We start from the raw sequence: 20679 nt of genomic DNA, 5'->3' as shown, positions 1-20679 counted from the left end.
CGGCCGGATTCACCTGCTCGGGCGGCGCGCCAGCCAGCGGTCCAGCTCGGCAGCGAACAGCTGGCGGTCACGCGCACCCAGAGGGGGCGGTCCACCGGTCTGCACGCCCGCGCCGCGCAGTTCTTCCATGAAATTGCGCATCGACAGCCGCTCGGCCATGTTGTTGGGGGTGTACAGCTGGCCACGCGGGTTCAGCGCCACGCCCTTCTTCTCCAGCACCAGCGCGGCCAGGGGGATGTCCTGGGTGACCACCAGATCGCCGGCGGCCACCCGCTCGACAATGGCGCTGTCAGCCACGTCCAGCCCCTGCGGCACCTGGATCGAGCGCAGCCAGCGCGACGGCGGGGTGCGGATCCACTGGTTGGCGACCAGGGTCAGCTCGACGCCCACCCGTTCAGCGGCGCGGAACAGGATGTCGCGAATGACGACAGGGCAGGCGTCTGCGTCCACCCAGATGCGGGGGAGCAGGGGTTCAGCTCGGGTTTCAGCTTCAGTCATTTACCCAGTGTAGGGTAGGAAAAACCTGAATGGGGGCCCGGGTTTAGCCTCGATCTGGTGCAACCCCTTGCCCTGCCTAGGGGCCGGCCATTTGTCGCTGAATATCAAGGCTATCGCTTTTTACTCAAAACACGCGTATCGTCTGGCCCACTGTGTTTGCTAGGGTCACCGTGAATCGTGGCCTGGTGCAGTTGATCTCACGATCCGCTCATCGATCCGCTTTACCAACGCCTGCAACTCAGTCTCGGCCCCGATACCCGGTGGCTGCGATTTTTTTCAACATGTGTTTCAGGAGTTAGTAAATATGTCTGATCGTCAGACCGGCACTGTCAAGTGGTTCAACGACGCCAAGGGCTTCGGCTTCATCACCCCGGAAAGCGGCCCGGACCTGTTCGTGCATTTCCGCGCGATCCAGGGCACCGGCTTCAAGACCCTGCAGGAAGGCCAGAAGGTTACCTTCGTCGCCGTCCAGGGCCAGAAGGGTATGCAGGCTGACCAGGTGCAGGCGGTCTAATCCGTCTGCTACCGTTTGGTAGCCAGAACGCCGGGAGCGAAAGCTCCCGGCGTTTTTCGTTATGGGCTTCTTGCAGCGTCGAGCCAGGCCCGGCTCTACAAAGGGCATGCACCCGGCACGGTACGATGCAGGCCTCCCCAAGGATCGTCCCCATGCGCATCGTCCATCATCTGGAAAACTCCCGTTCGCTGCGCGTGCTGTGGATGCTGGAGGAGCTGGGGCTGGACTACGAGCTGCGCCGCTACCCGCGCGACCCGAAGACGATGCTGGCGCCGCCGGAACTGCGCCAGGTGCACCCGCTGGGCAAGGCGCCGGTGCTGCAGGATGGTGAGCTGATCCTCGCCGAATCCGGTGCCATCCTCGACTACCTGGTTGACCGCTACGACGTGCAGCGGCAGCTGTCGCCGTCGCCGGTGCCGGCCGACGGCAAAGAGCGCATCGATTACCGCTACTGGCTGCACTATGCCGAAGGCTCGGCGATGCCGCCGATGCTGCTGACGCTGGTGATCAGCCGCATCCGCAGCGCGCCGATGCCGTTCTTCGCGCGGCCGATCGCCCGCAGCATCGCCGACAAGGCCGAGCGCGGTTTCGTCGGCCCGCAGCGACGCCTGCATCTGGACTGGATGGAACGGCGCCTGGCCGAAAGCCCGTGGTTTGCCGGCGAGCGCTTCACCGCCGCGGACATCCAGATGAGCTTCCCGATCCAGGCAGCAGCCGCACGCGGCGGCGGTCTGGACGACAAGCCGGCGCTGCGTGGCTTCCTCAAGCGCATCGGCGAGCGTCCGGCCTACCAGCGTGCCGAGGCGCACGGTGGCGCATTGCAGGCCCTGCGCGGCGATTGAGGACGGTCGTCGCCGCCCCCATGCTGTGTTCATGGATACCACAGCTCCCCAGTTCGACAACCGCCTGCTGAACCTGCTGCCGGGCGATCCCGAGTCCGGTCCGCGCCGGCGCGAAGTGCTGGGGGCGGCCTGGTCGCCAGTGATGCCGACGCCTGTTGCAGCGCCGGTGCTGCTGGCGTGGTCGCCGGAGGTTGCCGCGATGCTCGGATTCGGTCCTGCGCAGGTCGAGGATGAGGGCTTTGCCGAGGTGTTCGGTGGCAACGCGCTGTATGCGGGCATGCAGCCGTGGGCGGCCAACTATGGGGGCCATCAGTTCGGCCATTGGGCCGGGCAGCTGGGTGATGGTCGCGCCATCTCGCTGGGCGAATTGATCGGCGCCGATGGCAGGCACTGGGAACTGCAGTTGAAGGGGGCCGGGCCAACGCCGTACTCGCGTGGCGCCGACGGCCGTGCAGTGCTGCGCTCGTCGATCCGTGAATTCCTGTGCAGCGAGGCGATGCATCACCTCGGCGTGCCGACTACCCGCGCCCTGTCGCTGGTCGGCACCGGCGAAGACGTGGTGCGCGACATGTTCTATGACGGTCATCCGCGTGCGGAGCCCGGCGCGATCGTCTGCCGGGTATCGCCCTCGTTCCTGCGCTTTGGTTCGTTTGAACTGCCTGCTTCACGTGGCGAGACTGCACTGTTGAAGCAGATGGTCGACGCCTGCATCGCCCGCGATTTCCCGGAACTGAAGGGGCAGGGCGAGGTGCTGTATGGCGACTGGTTCGCACAGATCGCCGTGCGCACCGCTGAGATGATCGCCCACTGGATGCGCGTCGGCTTCGTGCATGGGGTGATGAACACCGACAATCTTTCCGTGCTCGGCGTGACCCTGGACTACGGCCCCTATGGCTGGGTCGAAGACTTCGATCCGGACTGGACGCCGAACACCACCGATGCGCAGGGGCGTCGCTATCGTTTCGGCACCCAGCCGCAGGTGGCGTACTGGAACCTCAGCCGTCTCGCGCAGGCGCTGTCGCCGTTGTTCGCCGACGTGCAGCCGCTGCAGGCAGGGTTGGCCGCCTACCAGGCGACCTTTGTCGCCTGCACCCGTCGCGATGTGGCGGCCAAGCTGGGTCTGGCGGCGGCCGACGATGCCGATCTGCAGCTCTACCAGCGCTGGCAGCAGCTGATGCAGGACGGCGGCATGGACATGACCCTGGCATGGCGTGCGTTGATGCGCATCGATGCCAACGCGCCCGACGCGGGGGTACTGGCCGAGGTCTTCTACGACGCCGAGCGCCAGCACGCGGTGCAGGAACCCCTGCAGCAGTGGCTGCAGGACTATGCGGCACGGCTGCGTGCCGATCCGCTGTCGGCAGTCGAGCGCGTCGCGAAGATGGGCGCAGCCAATCCGCTGTATGTGCTGCGCAACTGGCTGGCACAGGAAGCAATCGACCGCGCCGAACAGGGCGACCTGGGCAGTGTGCATGCCCTGCAGGACGTGTTGCGTGACCCATACACCGAACGGCCGGGGTTGGAGCACTATGCCGGCAAGCGCCCGGCGTGGGCCGACAACCGCGCCGGCTGCTCGATGCTGTCCTGCAGTTCCTGAGGGTGGGTTTTGGCAGGGCTGCGCCCTGCACCTGCAGAGGCCAGGTCAACAGCCAGAGCAAAAGCTGGGTTCCGTGGTTTGGCGGGGCGGTGTCGGAGTGCGGGGGCGCCGCAAGTACGTCCTTGTAGGCTTGGCAGCCGCATCCATGCGGCTGACACCCCGCATTCCGACACCGCCCCACCTCCGACAGATTCCCGCTGCTGTGGGTAGGTGTCGACCTTGGTCGACACGGTGGATCCACGCCATGCGTGGATGCTCTTCGTTCAATTCTCGAAATATTCGATTTCGATAGAGATTCATCCACGCATGGCGTGGATCTACTGGCCACCGGCAAACTGTCGAAGGCGGGGCACTGTGGGTTTGCGGGGTGTGAGCCGCATGGATGCGGCGACCAAGCCTCCATGGACGGATTCACGGCGCCCCCGCAGACCCGCAGTGCCCCGCCATCCCACGGAATGCACGCCGTTGCTGTTGCCTCGGCTGTTGCTGCTGCCTCTGCAGGTGCCGGGCGCAGCCCGGCCGAACCCCTCAACAGGCAGCCGGCGCCCGGAACAGGTACCCTATGCCGCCATCAGACAACCGAATCGCCATGACCGACGCCATCGTCGCTCCGCAGTGGGCCTCGCGCCTGCGCGACATCGCCGACTTCCCCAAGCCGGGCATCCTGTTCAAGGACATCATGCCGCTGCTCGCTCACAGCGAGGACTTCCGTGGCGCGGTCGTGGCGATGGCTGATCGCTGGCGCGATCAGAAGCTGGACGCGGTGGTCGGCATCGAATCGCGTGGCTTCATTCTGGGCGCGGCCATGGCGCTGGAACTGGGCGTCGGCTTCGTGCCGGTGCGCAAGCCGGGCAAGCTGCCGGGCAAGGTGCTGCGCGAGGAATACACGCTGGAGTACCGCAGCGACTGCATTGAAGTACATGCCGATGCACTGCCGGCCGGTGCGCGCGTGGCGATCATCGACGACGTGCTGGCTACCGGCGGCACGCTGGTTGCGGCGCTGTCGCTGGTGCGCCGCCTGGGCGTGGACGTGGTCGGCGCCGGCGTGCTGGTCGAGCTGGACGGCCTGGGTGGCCGTGGCCGCTGGGAAGCGGATCTGCCGCTGCACACCGAACTGGTGTTCTGATTCGGTCGCCGGGCAGGGCCCGGCGCTACCCACGGTAAGCAGGTAGCGCCGGGCCATGCCCGGCGGATGTCCTGCCCGTTACATCATCCGCACGCGGAACCGTCGGCCCTTGATCTTGCCGGCTTCCAGCTTCGCCACCGCCTTGTTGACCTGCTCGCGGGCGATCGCCACGTAGGAACGGGTCGGGAAGATCGCGATCTTGCCGATGAACTTGGCCGACAGGCCGGCGTCGCCGGTGAGTGCGCCGAGGATGTCGCCCGCGCGCAGCTTGTCGGTCTTGCCGCCATCGATACGCAGGGTGCGCATCGCCGCCTGCGGCAGCTCGGCCGGGCGCGACGTCGCCAGCGGCGTCTTCTGCCAGTCCAGCGGCTCGCCGCGCTGCGCTTCGATGGCGTCGGCGCGGTTCTTTTCACGGCCCGCCACCAAGCTGATCGCCAGACCACTGGCGCCGGCACGACCGGTACGGCCGACACGGTGCTGGTAGCTCTCGACGTCGGTCGGCAGCTCGTAGTTGATCACTGCGGCCAGCTCTTCCACATCCAGCCCGCGCGCGGCAACGTCGCTGGCAACCAGCACGTTGCAGCTGCGGTTGGCCAGGCGCAGCAGCACTTCCTCGCGGTCGCGCTGCTCCATGTCGCCATGCAGGGCGAGCGCGGAGAAGCCGAACTGCTGCAGCGAGTTGGCCACTTCGTCCACGTCCTTGCGGGTGTTGCAGAACACCACGGCCGATTCGGGCGTGTACTTCAGCAGCAGGCCAGCCAGCGCCTTCTGCCGGTGTGCCGGTTCGACCTCGCAGAACAGATGGCGGATGGCCGGCGCCTGGTCGGCGCCTTCCACTGTCACTTCCACCGCATCGCGCAGCAGGTCGCGGGCCATGGCGCGGATGGTGTCGGGGAAGGTGGCCGAGAACAGCAGGCTCTGGCGATCGCGGTGGGTGCGGCCGGCGATCTCACGGATCGGTTCTTCGAAGCCCATGTCGAGCATGCGGTCCGCTTCGTCCAGCACCAGCGTGCGCACGGCGCCCAGATTCAGTGCGCGCTTGCGCGCCAGTTCCTGCACGCGGCCGGGCGTGCCGACCACCACGTGCGGATCGTGGCTTTCCAGCGAGGCCAGCTGCGGGCCCAGCGGCGTGCCGCCGGTCAGCAGCAGCAGCTTCAGATTGGGGATGCCGGTGGCCAGCTTGCGGATCTGCTTGGCCACCTGGTCGGCCAGCTCGCGGGTGGGGCACAGCACCAGCCCCTGCACGCGGATCAGGCTGGGGTCGATGGACTGCAGCAGGCCCAGGCCGAAGGCGGCGGTCTTGCCGCTGCCGGTCGGGGCTTGGGCAATGACATCGCGGCCATCGAGGATGGCGGGCAGGCTCTGCGCCTGGATCGGCGTGAGGGTGGTGTAGCCGAGGGCATCCAGGCCGGGCTGCAGGGCCGGGCTCAGCGGCAGGGTCGAAAAGTCAGTCATGGCGCATTGTACCTGCGCGCGCGCCCGGTCCCGCCTCGGAGCCTTCATCCATGCATGGCGTGGATCCACCGGGGGAGGCGGCGCCTTTGGAATTCAGTAGATCCACGCCATGCGTGGATGCTCTGGCCGTCCCCTCAGCCCAGCCCGAGGGCCTCCAGCTGCGCAGCCATCGCCTGCAACTGCTCCTGGGTGGCCGGCTTTCCAGCGGCGCTGGGTTCCAGCAGCAGCTGGTGGAACCACGGGTTGGCGTGCTGCGTGTCGAAATGGAACGCACAGCTGGCCTGCTCGCCCATCACCGCCTGCACGATCCCGATCAGCGTGTCTTCGGCGTCGTCGACATTGCCCTGCCCATAGCGATCATCCAGCAGGCGCAACGGGATCGGCAGCAGGGTGGGAGATGCGGGCATGCCTCAAGTCTAACGATCCACATTGGACACGAGCAGAAGAAGACTCAGGCCGCGTCAACATGGAACTGGATCAGGCCGCAGTGCAGGCACTCGAACGTGTAGAAGCCGATATCTGCACCGGGTGCGTAGTCGCTGGCCAGCTCCGACCAAAGCGCTTCGTCGGCGTCATTGGCCGCGCACCATGCCGCGATGGTCGCTGCCGAGGCCTGGCTCACCTGTTCCATGGTGGCGTCGCCCAGGAAGCGGCAGACATCATTGCAATGTGCCAGCCATTTTTCCCCTTGAAAACTGACATAGCCTGGCGTGCGCCGGGACAGCTCTTCCAAAGCGGTTTCGGGCACGCTTTCGTCGATGTCCAGGCTCCACGCAAATGCGATATCCAGCGCCGACGCTGCACGGCCATCGGCAATGCACCAAGGGCAGATCTGCTCCGAATAGTCTTCGCGCCCTGCGTGGATGGCATTGTGCAGGTACACGTATCCACGCGCCTGCTGGCAGACCCTGCATGCAGTAGTGGACGGCCCCACGTTGCCCGTCGCAACCGGGTCCGGGTGGTAGCGGAAGTTTGGAAAGTCATTGATGCTCATGGTGTCCATCCAGTGCAGCGCAGGGGACGTTCTTGTACGACCCGCGGATGGTCCTGGCAAGCCGGGAGGGTCGCTCAGCCCAGCACCGCCAGCACGCCCTGATGGATCGCCAGACCGCCGAACAGCAGCCAGCCGAACAGGATCAGCGCCAGCAGCAGCGGCTTCAGACCGGCTTGGCGCAGGGCCGAGACGTGGGTGGTCAGGCCCAGTGCGGCCATCGCCATCGCCAGCAGCACGGTATCCAGCTGCACCAGTCCTGCCTGCACACCCGCCGGCAGCAGGTGCAGCGAATTGAGGCCAGCGACTGCCACGAAACCGAACGCGAACCACGGCACCACGATCTTGGCCTTGCCGCCGTCCAGCGTTGCCTTGCCGCCACGCGCCAGCCACAGCGACAGCGCGATCAGGAACGGGGCCAGCAGCATCACCCGCACCATCTTGGTGATGACCGCGGTATCGGCGGCCGGCTCGCTCACCGCGCGTCCGGCGGCGACCACCTGCGCGACCTCGTGCACGGTCGCGCCGGTGAACAGGCCGTACTGCTGCGCGTCCATCGCCAGCCAGCCATGTGACTGCATCAGCGCGTAGAGCGCGGGATACAGGAACATCGCTACCGTGCCGAACACCACCACCGTCGATACCGCCACCGTCACCTGCGCGGCACGCCCGCGTACCACCGGTTCGGCGGCCATGACGGCGGCCGCACCGCAGATCGCACTGCCGGCACCGATCAGCATGGCCGCTTCGCGCTCCATCTTGAACACCCGCACGCCCAACCAGCAGGCCAGGCCGAAGGTGCTCGCCACCACCAGCACGTCCATCAGCACGCCGGCCACGCCGACGTGGCCGATGTCCTGGAAGGTCAGCCGCAGGCCGTACAGCACGATGCCGGCGCGCAGCAGCCAATGCTTGGAGAAGCCGACGCCCGCCGCGCTGGCAGGGGCCAGCCGCGGGTAGAACGTATTGCCGACCACGATGCCAGCGATGATCGCCACGGTCAGCGCGCTCAGGCCGTGCGCCTGCAGCCACGGCAGCTCGGCCAGATACAGCGAGGCGGCCGCGACCAGGCCGACCAGCAGCAGGCCGGGCAGCCGAGGTTGCCAGCGCTGGCGCAGGGCGGGCAGGGACCAGGATGAGAGAGCGGGGGCGTTCATGGAGGTTGAAGGCTCTGAAGAGGCCATGCCAGCGTGCGCTCACCCCGTTGACCTGTAAAACGAATAATATTGGTGAAAATTACCTATCTCGCAGGTTGAATATGCGCCTGACCCTCCGCCAGCTGCAGGTCTTCGTCGCCATTGCCGATCATGGCAGCACCACGGCCGCCGGCCAGGCAATCGCCCTCTCGCAATCGGCCAGCAGTGCCGCGCTGCAGGAACTGGAGGCACATTTCGGCACGCCGCTGTTCGACCGCATCGGCCGTCGCCTGGCGTTGAACGGCCACGGCCGGGCGTTGTTGGAACCGGCGCGCGCGCTGCTGGTCAATGCCTCCGATCTGGAGCGGCAACTGGCGGCGGGCGGTGACCCGGCCCAAGGCGCACCGCTGCGGCTGGTACTGGCGGCCAGCACCACCATCGGCAACTACCTGCTGCCGCCGCGTATTGCCGACCTGCTGCGGCAGGCACCGCAGGCCGAGGTCGATCTGCGCATCGACAACAGCGCTGGCGTGGTTGCGGCCGTTCAACGATTGGACGTCGACGCCGGTCTGATCGAAGGCCCGTGCCACGAGCGCGGGCTGCAGGTGACTGCCTGGCAGCAGGACCCGTTGGTGATCGTGGCAGCCGCGGATGTGCCCCAACGCTGGTCGCTGGATGAACTGCGCGCCGCACGCTGGCTGCTGCGCGAGCCCGGATCCGGCACCCGCGAAGCCGTCGAACAGGCATTGCTGCCACATCTGCGCGGCTTCGCGCAGACGCTGCAACTGGGCAATACCGAAGCGATCAAGCAGGCCGCCATCGCCGGCCTCGGCCTGGCCTGCCTGTCCCGCCACGCCCTGGAAGAGCCCCTGGCCCTGGGCCGCCTGCGCATTCTGGAGACCCCGCTGCCCACCCTGCAGCGCACGCTGTGGCTGGTACGCCACCCCGGCAAGCGATGGTTGCCGGGTTTGCAGGCGCTGCTGGGGGACGTGGAGTAGTCCGCTGGTATCCAGTCGATTGCATCCATTGGAAGATCCTGCGGCGATCATCCACGCATGGCGTGGATCTACTGTGTCGACCAAGGTCGACACCTACCGACAGCAGCGGGAAACTGTCCAAGGCGGGGTGATGTGGGGCTGCAGGACCGTTGGCGCCATGGATGGCGGCATCGAGCCCCCATGGAAGGGTTTACGGCGTGTCCTGCAGCCCCGCATCACCCCGCCATCCCACGGCAAGCCCGCTTCAGGCTGTTGCTGTTGCTGCGGCCGTTGCCCCGCGGGGGCCGGGCGCCGCCCGGCCATGCCCCGCAACCCGCTACAATGGTCGGATGCCTCTGATTACTCTGCAAAACGTCGACTTCAGCGTCGGCGGCCCGCTGTTGCTGGAAAAAGCCGAACTGTCGATCGAACCGGGCGAGCGTATTGCCCTGATCGGCCGCAACGGCGCCGGCAAATCGACCCTGCTCAAGCTGCTGTCCGGCGACCACAAGCCCGATGACGGCGAAGTGCGCGTGCAGCAGGGCGTGCGCGTGACCCGCCTGGAGCAGGAAGTGCCGCACGGCGCCGCCGGCAGCGTGTTCGACGTCGTCGCCGATGGCCTGGGCGAACTGGGCCAATGGCTCGCCGAATTCCATCACCTCAGCCACGCCGAAGTATTCGATGGCGAAGCGCTGGGCAACGTCCAGGCCAAGATCGATGCCGCCAACGGCTGGGGCCTGGACCAGCGCGTCAGCGAAACGCTGACCAAGCTCGATCTCGATGGCGACGCGGAGTTCGCGCGCCTGTCCGGCGGCATGAAGCGCCGCGTGCTGCTCGGCCGTGCGCTGGTCTCCAGCCCCGACCTGCTGTTGCTGGACGAACCGACCAACCACCTGGACATCGAAGCCATCGACTGGCTCGAAATGTTCCTCAAGAACTGGAACGGCAGCGTGGTGTTCGTCACCCATGACCGCCGCTTCCTGCGCGCGCTGGCCACCCGCATCGTCGAGATCGATCGCGGCCAGGTCACCAGCTGGCCGGGCGACTGGGCCAACTACGAGCGCCGCCGCGAAGAACGCCTCAATGCGCAGGCGCAGGAAAACGCACGGTTCGACAAGCTGCTGGCGCAGGAAGAAGTGTGGATCCGCCAGGGCATCAAGGCCCGCCGCACCCGTGACGAAGGCCGCGTGCGCCGCCTGAAGGCGATGCGCAACGAGCGTTCCGCGCGCCGCGACCTCAGTGGCAACGTCAAGATGGAAGCGGCCCAGGGCGTGAGCTCGGGCAAGAAGGTCATCGACATCAAGGACATCTCGTTCGCCTTCGGCGATCGCACGATGGTCCGCGATTTCTCCACCACCATCCTGCGCGGCGACCGCATCGGCCTGATCGGTCCCAACGGCAGTGGCAAGACCACGCTGCTGAAGCTGCTGCTGGGCGAGCTGCAGCCGCAGAAGGGTGAAGTCAACGCCGGCACCAACCTGCAGGTTGCGTACTTCGACCAGTACCGTGCAGTGCTGCGCGAAGACTGGAGCGCGATCGAGAACGTGGCCGAAGGCCGCGATTTCCTCGAGTTCAATGGCAAGCGCAAGCACGTGCATGCCTACCTGCAGGACTTCATGTTCACCCCCGAGCGTGCGCGCGCGCCGATCACCCGCCTGTCCGGTGGCGAGCGCAACCGCCTGCTGCTGGCCAAGCTGTTCGCGCAGCCGTCCAACCTGCTGGTGATGGACGAACCGACCAACGATCTGGACGTGGAAACCCTGGAGCTGCTGGAAGAGCTGCTGGGCGAATACAACGGCACCTTGCTGCTGGTCAGCCATGATCGTGACTTCATCGACAACGTGGTGACCTCCACGCTGGTGATGGAAGGCGATGGCGTGATCGGTGAGTACGTGGGTGGCTACAGCGACTGGCAGCGTTACGCGGCCAGCGTGGCCGCAGCGCCTGCGGTGGTTGCCGCGGCCAAGCCCGCTGCCACTGCGCCGGTGGCGGCTGCGGAACCGGCTGCGCCCAAGCGCAAGCTCCCCTACAAGGAAGCGCGCGAGCTGGAGCAGCTGCCGAAGACGATCGAAAAGCTCGAAGGCGATGTCGAAGGCCTGACCGCGGCGATGAACGATCCGTCGTTCTACACGCGCAGCAGTGCCGAAGTGACCGCGCACACCCAGCAGCTGGCCAAGGTGCAGGCCGAGCTGGATGCCGCGTATGCGCGCTGGGAAGAGCTGGAAGGCTGATCGTCGAGCCGCCGTGGGCTGATTGTTGTAGAGCCGAGCCAACGCTCGGCTCATCGCGATCCGGCCGGAGAGCAGCCGAGCGCAGGCTCGGCTCTACAGGTGCGAGGGCGCTAACGTGCCCTTGACCTATTTAACCCCGTGCAGATCCCGCAACTGGCTCGTGCGGCTGCCGAAGTACGCCGCCAGATCGGCGATGTCCTGATCGCTCAGGTCCTTCGCCTGCGGTGTCATCAGCGCATGCTGGCGGTCACCGGCACGGTAGGCCTGCAGCGCATGCGCTAGGTAGTCGCCATATTGCCCACCCAGCTTCGGATAGGTCGGATCGATCGGCGCATTGCCGTCGGCACCGTGGCAATCGATGCAGCTCTGGCTGGTGGCCTTGCTCTTGACCTTGGCGCGGGCCTCACCGGCGGCTTCACGCCCGGCAGGCAGGCCCGCGGATGAAGACGATCCGTGCTCGCCGCTGGCATGACCGGGATCGCCGGCGGATTTCTCGCTGTTCTCCACCTGTGACTGCGAGCAGGCCGCCAGCAGCAGGGCGACGGACAGGGCGATGGCGTGACGCAGGGGATGCGCGGCTTTCGACATGGGCGGGCCTTACTTCACGGTGGACAGGTAAACAGCGAGATCGGCGATCTCCTGTTCGCTGAAACTCATCGACTGCGCCTGCATCGTCGGATGCCGGCGCTTGCCCTGGCGGTACTCGGTCAGGGCCTGGGTCAGGTACTGCTGGGTCTGGCCACCGATCTTCGGTACCCGGTAACTGGGGTAGGCGTTCTTGTAACCGGTGATGCCGTGGCACCCCTGGCAGGTATAGGCCAGCACACGGCCATTGTCGAAACTGCCGGTGGGCGTGGCGGCCGCCGGCACAGGGGCCGTAGCCGATGCCGGGGCGGGTGCTGCAGGAGCAGAAGCAGGAGCGGGCTGTGCGGCGGCCCCGAGGGGCAGGAGGACGGCCAGAGCGAGACAAGCGGCGAGCGGCTGCGGGCGCATGGTGTCTTTTCCGGGGATTCGGGTCTGGTCGTTCCGGCGTGGGGTACGGAACGACCCGAGTATAGCCTCAGGTTTCATCTAGCTGAAATGGGGGTCGGCCCGACCGGCGGCGTGAAGACACCATGACCTTTGGGATATGGTGTTGCCGTGAAGTGGTGCATTACTTTGCTACCACACCTGCCCACGCATCCTCCAGGGATCTGACGATGTCGCACCAAACCTTCCTGCCCGGCCCCCGCAGCGGACTCTGCGCTGCCGCGCTGCTGCTCTCCACCTCCCTGCTGCTGAGCGGCTGCGCCGCTGGGCCCAACAACGAGGCCAAGGCGGCCGAGACCAAGGACGAGAAGAAGGTCGAGGCGGTGCCGGTGGAAGTGGCCGTGGCCAGCCATCGCGCGGTGGCCGCCAGCTACACCGGAACCGCCGCACTGGAGCCGCGCGCCGAATCGCAGGTGGTTGCCAAGACCTCGGGCGTCGCGTTGGCGGTGCTGGTCGAGGAAGGGCAGCGGGTCAGCGCCGGGCAGCCGCTGGTTCGCCTGGATCCGGACCGCGCGCGCCTGGCCGTAGCGCAGAGCGAAGCGCAGATGCGCAAATTGGAAAACGACTATCAGCGTGCGCAGAAGCTGGTCGCCCAGCAGCTGGTCAGTGCGGCCAGCGTCGACCAGTTGCGCTACGACCTGGAAAACGTGCGCGCCCAGTACCGCCTGGCCACGCTGGAACTGTCGTACACCACCGTGGTCGCACCGATTTCCGGCGTGATCGCCTCGCGGTCGATCAAGACCGGCAACTTCGTGCAGATCAACACGCCGATCTTCCGCATCGTCGACAACTCGCGGCTGGAAGCCACCCTCAACGTGCCCGAGCGTGAGCTGGCGACGTTGCGCGCAGGCCAGCCGGTCACGTTGTCGGCCGATGCGCTGCCGGGCCAGACCTTCACCGGTGTCGTCGACCGAATCGCGCCGGTGGTGGATTCGGGCAGTGGCACCTTCCGTGTGGTCAGTGCCTTCGATGGCGCCGCGCAGTCGCTGCAGCCGGGCATGTTCGGCCGCATCCGCATCGACTACGACCAGCGTGCCGATGCGCTGGTGGTGCCGCGCCTGGCACTGCTGGACGATGGTGAACCGGCGGTGTTCCGGGTGCGCGAGGGCAAGGTCGCGCGGGTGCCGGTCAAGCTTGGCTATGCCGAAGGGCCGTGGGTGGAAATCCGTGAGGGCCTGGCCGCTGGCGACCAGATCGTCACCGCCGGCAAGGTCGCCCTGCGCGATGGCACGGCGGTGCAGGTGATCGCCGATCCGAAGGCCAAGGCAAAGACGGTAGCCACCTCGGCCAAGCCGGCAGAGAAGGCCGGGAGCACGCAATGACCGCGCCCGGCCACGACCCCGGTGCCTCGCCAGGGAGCGACGGCGCCGCCGCAGGCATGCGTGGCGGCCTGGTGGAGTTCGCCACCCGCCGTCGCGTCACCATCGCCATGTGCACGGTCACCCTGCTGCTGTTCGGCCTGATCGCGCTGGGCAACCTCAAGGTCAACCTGCTGCCCGACCTGAGCTATCCGACGCTGACCGTGCGCACCGAGTACACCGGTGCGGCGCCGACTGAAATCGAAACCCTGATCACCCAGCCGGTTGAAGAAGCCGTGGGCGTGGTCAAGAACCTGCGCAAGCTGAAGTCGGTGTCGCGCACCGGCCAGAGTGATGTGGTGCTCGAGTTCGCCTGGGGCACCAACATGGACCAGGCCAGCCTGGAAGTGCGCGACAAGATGGAAGCGCTGAACCTGCCACTGGAAGCCAAGGCGCCGGTGCTGCTGCGCTTCAATCCCTCCACCGAGCCGATCATGCGCCTGGTGCTGTCGACCAAGGCCGCGCCCGCGACCGACGAAGAAGCGATCCGTGAACTGACCGGTCTGCGCCGCTATGCCGACGAAGACCTGAAGAAGAAGCTGGAGCCGGTCACCGGCGTGGCGGCGGTCAAGGTCGGCGGTGGCCTGGAAGACGAGATCCAGGTTGACATCGACCAGCAGAAACTGGCCCAGCTCAACCTGCCGATCGACACCGTCATCAAGCGCCTGAAGGAAGAGAACATCAACATTTCCGGCGGGCGCCTGGAGGAGGGCTCGCAGCGCTTCCTGGTGCGTACCGTCAACCAGTTCGCTGACCTGGAAGAGATCCGCAACCTGCTGGTCACCACCCAGTCCGCCAACGGCAGCGCGGCCGATTCGGCGCTGCAGCAGATGTTCAACATCGCTGCCTCGACCGGCTCGGCTGCGGCGGTTGCTGCTGCATCGGCCGCGCAGAGCGCTTCGTCGGGCGGTGCGTCCAGCGTGGTCGCCAACGGTGTGCCGGTGCGCCTGAAGGACGTGGCCACCGTGCGCCAGGGCTACAAGGAGCGCGAAGCGGTCATCCGCCTGGGCGGCAAGGAATCGGTCGAACTGGCGATCTACAAGGAAGGCGATGCCAATACCGTTGCCACCGCCGAGGCGCTGCGCAAGCGGCTTGAGCAGATCAAGGCAACGTTCCCGGCCGATGCCGAACTGACCACCATCGAAGACCAGTCGCGCTTCATCGAGCATGCCATCGCCGACGTCAAGAAGGACGCGGTGATCGGTGGCCTGCTGGCGATCCTGATCATCTTCCTGTTCCTGCGCGACGGCTGGAGCACGTTCGTGATCAGCCTGTCGTTGCCGGTCTCGATCATCGCCACGTTCTTCTTCATGGGCCAGCTCGGGCTGAGCTTGAACGTGATGTCGCTGGGCGGCCTGGCACTGGCCACGGGCCTGGTGGTGGATGACTCGATCGTGGTGCTGGAGAGCATCGCAAAGGCGCGCGAACGCGGCCTCGGCATCCTGCAGGCGGCCATCGCCGGTACCCGCGAAGTGAGCATGGCCGTGGTCGCTTCGACCCTGACCACCATCGCGGTGTTCCTGCCGTTGGTGTTCGTCGACGGCATCGCCGGCCAGCTGTTCCGCGACCAGGCGCTGACCGTGGCCATCGCCATCGCGATCTCGCTGCTGGTGTCGATGACCCTGATTCCGATGCTGAGCTCGCTGAAGGGCCGGCCGCCGCTGGCATTCCCGGAGGAAGCTGCGGCCGAGCCGTGGCAGCCGCAGAGCCGCTGGCAGAAGCCGGTCGCGCTCGGCCGTCGTGGTGTGATGGCAACGATGCGCTGGAGCTTCTACGCGCTGGCGTGGCTGGTGGTGCGCCTCTGCCGCGGCGTGGCTGCGGTGGTCGGCCCGGTGATGCGGAAGGCCAGCGACATCGCGATGAAGCCGTACGCCGGTGCCGAGCGCGGCTACCTGCGGTTGCTGCCCGGCGCGCTGGCCCACCCCGGCAAAGTGCTGGGCCTGGCCGCACTGGCGTTCGTCGGCACGATGGCACTGGTGCCGATGCTCGGCGCCGACCTGATCCCGCAGTTGGCGCAGGACCGTTTCGAAATGACGGTCAAACTGCCGGCGGGCACGCCGCTGAAGCAGACCGATGCGCTGGTGCGTGAGCTGCAGCTGGCGCATGGCAAGGGCGAAGGCGTGGCATCGCTGTATGGCGTCAGCGGCAGCGGCACCCGCCTGGATGCCAGCCCCACCGAGAGTGGAGAGAACATCGGCAAGCTGACCATCGTGATGGAAGGCGGCGGTAACCCGCAGACCGAAGCGGAGATCACCGAGCGCCTGCGTGACACCATGGGCCAGCACCCGGGTGCGCAGGTGGACTTCGCGCGGCCGGCGTTGTTCAGCTTCTCCACGCCGCTGGAGATCGAACTGCGCGGACAGGACATGGCCACACTGGAAGTGGCGGGCCAGCGCCTGGCGGCGCTGCTGCGCGGCAACGCGCACTATGCCGACGTCAAATCCACCGTGGAAGAGGGCTTCCCGGAAATCCAGATCCGCTTCGACCAGGAACGTGCCGGTGCACTGGGCCTGACCACCCGGCAGATCGCCGATGTGGTGGTGAAGAAGGTGCGCGGCGATGTGGCTACCCGGTACAGCTTCCGTGACCGCAAGATCGACGTGCTGGTGCGCGCACAGGAAACCGACCGTGCCAGCGTGGAGAGCATCCGCCGCTTGATCGTCAATCCGGGCAGCACCCGTCCGGTCACCCTTGACGCAGTGGCTGATGTGGTCGCCACCACCGGCCCGAGCGAGATCCATCGCGCCGACCAGACCCGGGTTGCCGTGGTCTCGGCCAACCTGCGCGACATCGACCTTGGCGCGGCCATGCGCGAAGTGCAGCAGATGGTGTCCGAACAGCCGTTGGGCGCCGGCGTGGGCCTGCACATCGGCGGCCAGGGCGAGGAACTGGCACAGGCAGCGAAGTCGCTGATCTTCGCCTTCGGCCTGGCGATCTTCCTGGTCTACCTGGTGATGGCCTCGCAGTTCGAATCGCTGCTGCATCCGTTCGTGATCCTGTTCACCATCCCGCTGGCGCTGGTCGGCGCGATCCTGGCGTTGATGCTGACCGGGAAACCCATTTCGGTGGTGGTGTTCATCGGCCTGATCCTGCTGGTCGGTCTGGTCACCAAGAACGCGATCATCCTGATCGACAAGGTCAACCAGCTGCGCGAGGCCGGCGTGGCAAAGCACGAGGCACTGGTGGAAGGTGCACGCTCGCGCCTGCGGCCGATCATCATGACCACCCTGTGCACGCTGTTCGGCTTCCTGCCGCTGGCGGTGGCGATGGGCGAGGGCGCCGAGGTGCGCGCACCGATGGCGATCACCGTGATCGGTGGCCTGCTGGTGTCGACCCTGTTGACCCTGCTGGTGATCCCGGTGGTGTACGACCTGATGGACCGCCGCGGCGATGCCTACTACCGCGAACGCGGCCGCAAGCATGCCGGTGAGGGCCTGCGCGGCGCCGAGGGCAGTGCAGCGGGCGCGGAGGAACCGGCATGAGCATTGCCGAGTTCTCCATCCGTCGGCCGGTCACCACCATCATGTGTTTCGTGTCGCTGGTGGTGGTCGGACTGATCGCCTCGTTCCGGCTGCCACTGGAAGCGCTGCCGGACATCTCCGCGCCGTTCCTGTTCGTGCAGATTCCGTATACCGGCTCCACCCCGGAAGAAGTCGAGCGGACCATCATCCGTCCGGTGGAAGAGTCGCTGGCGACGATGACCGGGATCAAGCGCATGCGCTCATCGGCAACTTCAGAAGCGGCGTCGATCTTCATCGAGTTCAGCGACTGGGACCGTGACATCGCCATCGCCGCTTCCGATGCACGCGAGCGTATCGATGCGATCCGCAGCGATCTGCCCGACGACCTGCAGCGCTACAACGTGTTCAAGTGGTCCAGCAGCGACCAGCCGGTGCTGAAGGTGCGCCTGGCCAGTACCACCGACCTGACCACTGCGTATGACATGCTCGACCGCGAGTTCAAGCGGCGTATCGAGCGGATCCCGGGCGTGGCCCGGGTCGAGATCACCGGCGCGCCGCCGAACGAGGTGGAGATCGCGATCGATCCGAACCGCCTGAACGCCCACGGCCTGAGCATCAACGAGCTGAGTGATCGCCTGCGCACGCTGAACTTCTCGATCTCGGCCGGGCAGATCGACGACAACGGCCAGCGCGTGCGCGTACAGCCGGTAGGCGAGATCACCGACCTGCAGGAAATGCGTGACCTGGTCATCAATGCCAAGGGCCTGCGTCTGGGTGATATTGCCGATGTGCGGCTGAAGCCGGCGCGCATGAGCTACGGCCGCCGCCTCGATGGCAATCCTGCCGTCGGCCTGGACATCTACAAGGAACGCAGCGCCAACCTGGTGGACGTCTCACGCGGCGCGCTTGCCGAGGTTGAAGCGATCCGCGCGCAGGACTCGATGCGCGATGTGCAGATCAAGGTGATCGACAACCAGGGCAAGGCAGTGACCTCGTCCCTGCTGGAACTGGCCGAGGCCGGCGGCGTCGGCCTGATCCTGTCGGTGACGGTGCTGTTCTTCTTCCTGCGCCACTGGCCCTCCACGCTGATGGTGACCCTGGCCATTCCGATCTGCTTCACCATCACCCTCGGCTTCATGTACTTCGCCGGCGTCACCCTCAACATCCTGACCATGATGGGCCTGCTGCTGGCCGTGGGCATGCTGGTCGACAATGCCGTGGTGGTGGTCGAGAGCATCTACCAGGAACGTGAGCGGCTGCCGGACCAGCCACGCCTGGCCTCGATCATCGGCACCCGCAACGTGGCCATCGCGCTCAGTGCCGGCACCTTGTGCCACTGCATCGTGTTCGTGCCCAACCTGTTCGGTGAAACCAACAACATCAGCATCTTCATGGCGCAGATCGCGATCACCATCTCGGTCTCGCTGCTGGCCTCGTGGCTGGTGGCGGTCAGCCTGATCCCGATGCTGTCCGCACGCATGGCCACGCCGAAGCTGGTGCATTCGCAGACCGGCGTGATCGCGCGCCTGCAGCGCAGATACGCGCAACTGCTGGACTGGTCGCTGCGCCATCGTGGCTGGAGCCTGCTGGGCATCCTGCTGGTGGTGCTGGTCAGCCTGGTGCCGATGAAACTGACCAAGATCGACATGTTCGGTGGTGATGGTGGCAAGGACATCTTCATCGGCTACATGTGGAAGGGCGCCTACACCTACCGGCAGATGTCCGAGGAAGTGGCCCGCGTCGAAGCCTGGGTCGAGGAGAACCGCGAGCGCCTGCACGTGCAGCAGGTCTATTCCTGGTACAGCGAACAGGAAGGCAGTTCGACCGTGGTCACCCTGGACGAGAAGTACGCCAAGGACATCAAGGCGCTGCAGGAGGAACTGCGCAAGGGCCTGCCGAAGTCTGCCCGTACCGACTACTTCGTCGGCAACCAGGGCGGTGATGGTGGCGGCGGTGGCGGCAACCAGGGCGTGCAGGTGCAGCTGGTCGGCGACTCCAGCGCGATGCTGCAGGAGATCGGCCAGGAAGTGCTGCCGCTGCTGGCACAGCGCGCCGAGCTGCGCGATGTGCGCATCGACAATGGCGAGAAGGGCGGCGAGCTGAAAGTGCATGTCGACCGCGAGCGTGCGGCGGCGTTCGGATTCAATGCCGAGCAGGTCGCCAGTTTCGTCGGCCTGGCGCTGCGTGGCGCGCCGATGCGCGAGTTCCGTCGTGGTGACAACGAAGTGCCGGTGTGGGTGCGCTTTGCCGGTGCCGAACAGAGCAGTCCCGAAGACTTGGCGGGCTTCAGCGTACGCACTGGTGATGGCCGCAGCGTGCCGCTGCTGAGCCTGGTCAGCGTCGATGTGGGTTCATCGGCGACCCAGATCGGTCGCACCAACCGCCAGACCACGCTGACCATCAAGGCCAACCTCGCCGAGAAGGTCACCGCGCCGGACGGCCGCAAGGCCATGGAAGCGGTGCTCAAGCCGATGAACTTCCCGGCCGGCTACGGCTTCACCTTCGACGGTGGCGACTACGGTGATGACAACGAGGCGATGCAGCAGATGGTGTTCAACCTGCTGATCGCGCTGGTGATGATCTACGTGGTGATGGCCGCGGTGTTCGAATCGCTGCTGTTCCCGGCGGCGATCATGAGCGGCGTGCTGTTCTCGATCTTCGGCGTGTTCTGGCTGTTCTGGATCACCGGCACCTCGTTCGGGATCATGTCCTTCATCGGCATCCTGGTGCTGATGGGCGTGGTGGTGAACAACGGCATCGTGATGATCGAGCACATCAACAATCTGCGCCGGGGCGGGATGGGCCGTACCCAGGCACTGGTGGAGGGCTCACGCGAGCGTCTGCGGCCGATCATGATGACCATGGGTACGGCGATCCTGGCGATGGTGCCGATCTCGCTGACCGATACGCAGATGTTCGGCAACGGGCCGGAGTATTCGCCGATGGCGCGTGCCATTGCCGGTGGCCTGGCGTTCTCGACCGTGGTCAGCCTGCTGTTCCTGCCGACGATCTACGCGGTGCTCGATGACCTGCGCAATGCGGTGGTGCGCCTGATCCAGCGCGCCCGTGGCCTGGAGAGGGTAGAGCCGGGCGCTGCCCGGCTGTAATGCACAACACAACGTGTTTGTGGTGGGGGGAGACCGGTCGTAGTGGGGCGGTCTCCCCCTTTTTTTTGCTCGCCGCGCCTGTTTGCCTCTGTAGAGCCGAGATCCTATGTTTGTGGTCAAGCCTGCTGGAAGCAGGCTTGACCCACTTTCAGCATGGCTGGATCAAAGTCCCGACCGCTCTTGAAGACGCCCCAGGCGATCTTGGCCAGCTTTCTGGCCAGGATGTTGAAGCTGGCGGTACTGCTGTGGCCGCGTTCGCGGATGGCCGTGTAAAGGGGTTTGCCGCCTTTCGATCGGGTCAGGCCCATGGCAGCCATGTAGAGGATCTGGCGCAGGCTGGCGTTGCCACGCTTGGAC

At 66.3% G+C, this 20679-nt stretch carries 16 protein-coding genes and 1 pseudogene; 9 read left to right on the top strand and 8 right to left on the bottom strand.

What is annotated here, in order from left to right:
• Window positions 1-9 precede the first annotated feature (9 nt).
• Window positions 10-498 carry a YaiI/YqxD family protein gene (locus tag AC13GI_RS21315; protein WP_236513056.1) on the bottom strand — a complete coding sequence of 163 codons (489 nt, stop codon included), beginning with the start codon at window positions 496-498 and terminating at the stop codon, window positions 10-12.
• Between the two features lie 304 nt (window positions 499-802).
• On the opposite strand from AC13GI_RS21315, the gene AC13GI_RS21310 reads away from it, so the two are divergent.
• From AC13GI_RS21310 to AC13GI_RS21295, 4 genes are all read left to right on the top strand, one after another.
• Window positions 803-1012, top strand: a complete 210-nt coding sequence (locus AC13GI_RS21310; protein ID WP_025875108.1) for a cold-shock protein — start codon at window positions 803-805, stop codon at window positions 1010-1012.
• Window positions 1013-1164: 152 nt separating this feature from the next.
• Window positions 1165-1854, top strand: coding sequence for a glutathione S-transferase (locus AC13GI_RS21305; RefSeq protein WP_380653118.1), 690 nt, complete (start codon window positions 1165-1167; stop codon window positions 1852-1854).
• 31 nt (window positions 1855-1885) lie between these two features.
• Complete coding sequence (locus AC13GI_RS21300) at window positions 1886-3451, top strand: protein adenylyltransferase SelO (RefSeq protein ID WP_482997282.1); 1566 nt, start codon at window positions 1886-1888, stop codon at window positions 3449-3451.
• 589 nt (window positions 3452-4040) lie between these two features.
• Window positions 4041-4577 carry an adenine phosphoribosyltransferase gene (locus AC13GI_RS21295; protein WP_482997281.1) on the top strand — a complete coding sequence of 179 codons (537 nt, stop codon included), beginning with the start codon at window positions 4041-4043 and terminating at the stop codon, window positions 4575-4577.
• Between the two features lie 78 nt (window positions 4578-4655).
• Here AC13GI_RS21295 and dbpA read toward each other — a convergent pair whose 3' ends face one another.
• The 4 genes from dbpA to AC13GI_RS21275 all read right to left on the bottom strand — a co-directional run bounded on the left by dbpA (window position 4656) and on the right by AC13GI_RS21275 (window position 8180).
• Entirely contained in the window at window positions 4656-6032 is a 1377-nt protein-coding gene (dbpA, locus tag AC13GI_RS21290; RefSeq protein ID WP_089240500.1) for an ATP-dependent RNA helicase DbpA, read from the bottom strand.
• A 134-nt stretch (window positions 6033-6166) separates the two neighbouring features.
• A complete protein-coding gene (locus AC13GI_RS21285) occupies window positions 6167-6439 on the bottom strand; it encodes a hypothetical protein (protein ID WP_099821246.1) in 273 nt (90 codons plus the stop codon).
• A 44-nt stretch (window positions 6440-6483) separates the two neighbouring features.
• A complete protein-coding gene (locus AC13GI_RS21280; RefSeq protein WP_165787287.1) occupies window positions 6484-7026 on the bottom strand; it encodes a CbrC family protein in 543 nt (180 codons plus the stop codon).
• A gap of 74 nt (window positions 7027-7100) precedes the next feature.
• Window positions 7101-8180 carry a YeiH family protein gene (locus AC13GI_RS21275; protein WP_099821248.1) on the bottom strand — a complete coding sequence of 360 codons (1080 nt, stop codon included), beginning with the start codon at window positions 8178-8180 and terminating at the stop codon, window positions 7101-7103.
• Between the two features lie 101 nt (window positions 8181-8281).
• Here AC13GI_RS21275 and AC13GI_RS21270 point away from each other — a divergent pair, with 101 nt between their 5' ends.
• Both AC13GI_RS21270 and AC13GI_RS21265 read left to right on the top strand, forming a co-directional pair.
• Window positions 8282-9157 carry a LysR family transcriptional regulator gene (locus tag AC13GI_RS21270; protein WP_099821249.1) on the top strand — a complete coding sequence of 292 codons (876 nt, stop codon included), beginning with the start codon at window positions 8282-8284 and terminating at the stop codon, window positions 9155-9157.
• 329 nt (window positions 9158-9486) lie between these two features.
• Window positions 9487-11367, top strand: coding sequence for an ATP-binding cassette domain-containing protein (locus tag AC13GI_RS21265; RefSeq protein ID WP_482997280.1), 1881 nt, complete (start codon window positions 9487-9489; stop codon window positions 11365-11367).
• A 126-nt stretch (window positions 11368-11493) separates the two neighbouring features.
• On the opposite strand, the gene AC13GI_RS21260 is transcribed toward AC13GI_RS21265, so the two are convergent.
• Window positions 11494-11955 (bottom strand): c-type cytochrome, encoded by a 462-nt coding sequence (locus AC13GI_RS21260; protein ID WP_099821251.1) that lies wholly within the window; start codon window positions 11953-11955, stop codon window positions 11494-11496.
• Window positions 11956-11964: 9 nt separating this feature from the next.
• Window positions 11965-12360, bottom strand: coding sequence for a c-type cytochrome (locus AC13GI_RS21255; protein ID WP_482997279.1), 396 nt, complete (start codon window positions 12358-12360; stop codon window positions 11965-11967).
• Window positions 12361-12566: 206 nt separating this feature from the next.
• Between AC13GI_RS21255 and AC13GI_RS21250 the strand changes: the two genes are divergently transcribed.
• The 3 genes from AC13GI_RS21250 to AC13GI_RS21240 are packed head-to-tail and all read left to right on the top strand — an operon-like array spanning window position 12567 to window position 20322.
• The gene (locus tag AC13GI_RS21250; RefSeq protein ID WP_099821252.1) at window positions 12567-13718 is read left to right on the top strand and encodes an efflux RND transporter periplasmic adaptor subunit; all 1152 of its coding nucleotides are present in this window, start codon (window positions 12567-12569) and stop codon (window positions 13716-13718) included.
• Window positions 13715-17236 (top strand): efflux RND transporter permease subunit, encoded by a 3522-nt coding sequence (locus AC13GI_RS21245; RefSeq protein ID WP_205406400.1) that lies wholly within the window; start codon window positions 13715-13717, stop codon window positions 17234-17236. Before AC13GI_RS21250 ends, AC13GI_RS21245 begins: the two co-directional genes overlap by 4 nt.
• Window positions 17233-20322 carry an efflux RND transporter permease subunit gene (locus AC13GI_RS21240; protein ID WP_380657837.1) on the top strand — a complete coding sequence of 1030 codons (3090 nt, stop codon included), beginning with the start codon at window positions 17233-17235 and terminating at the stop codon, window positions 20320-20322. The genes AC13GI_RS21245 and AC13GI_RS21240 overlap by 4 nt, the downstream gene beginning before the upstream one ends.
• A 116-nt stretch (window positions 20323-20438) precedes the next feature.
• Here the strand turns inward: AC13GI_RS21240 and AC13GI_RS21235 are convergent.
• Window positions 20439-20679: pseudogene (locus tag AC13GI_RS21235) on the bottom strand (IS110 family transposase); the annotation flags it as partial.

The organism is Stenotrophomonas sp. 82F1 (genome assembly GCF_056861525.1).
This window is presented reverse-complemented; position numbering and strand designations above follow the sequence as displayed.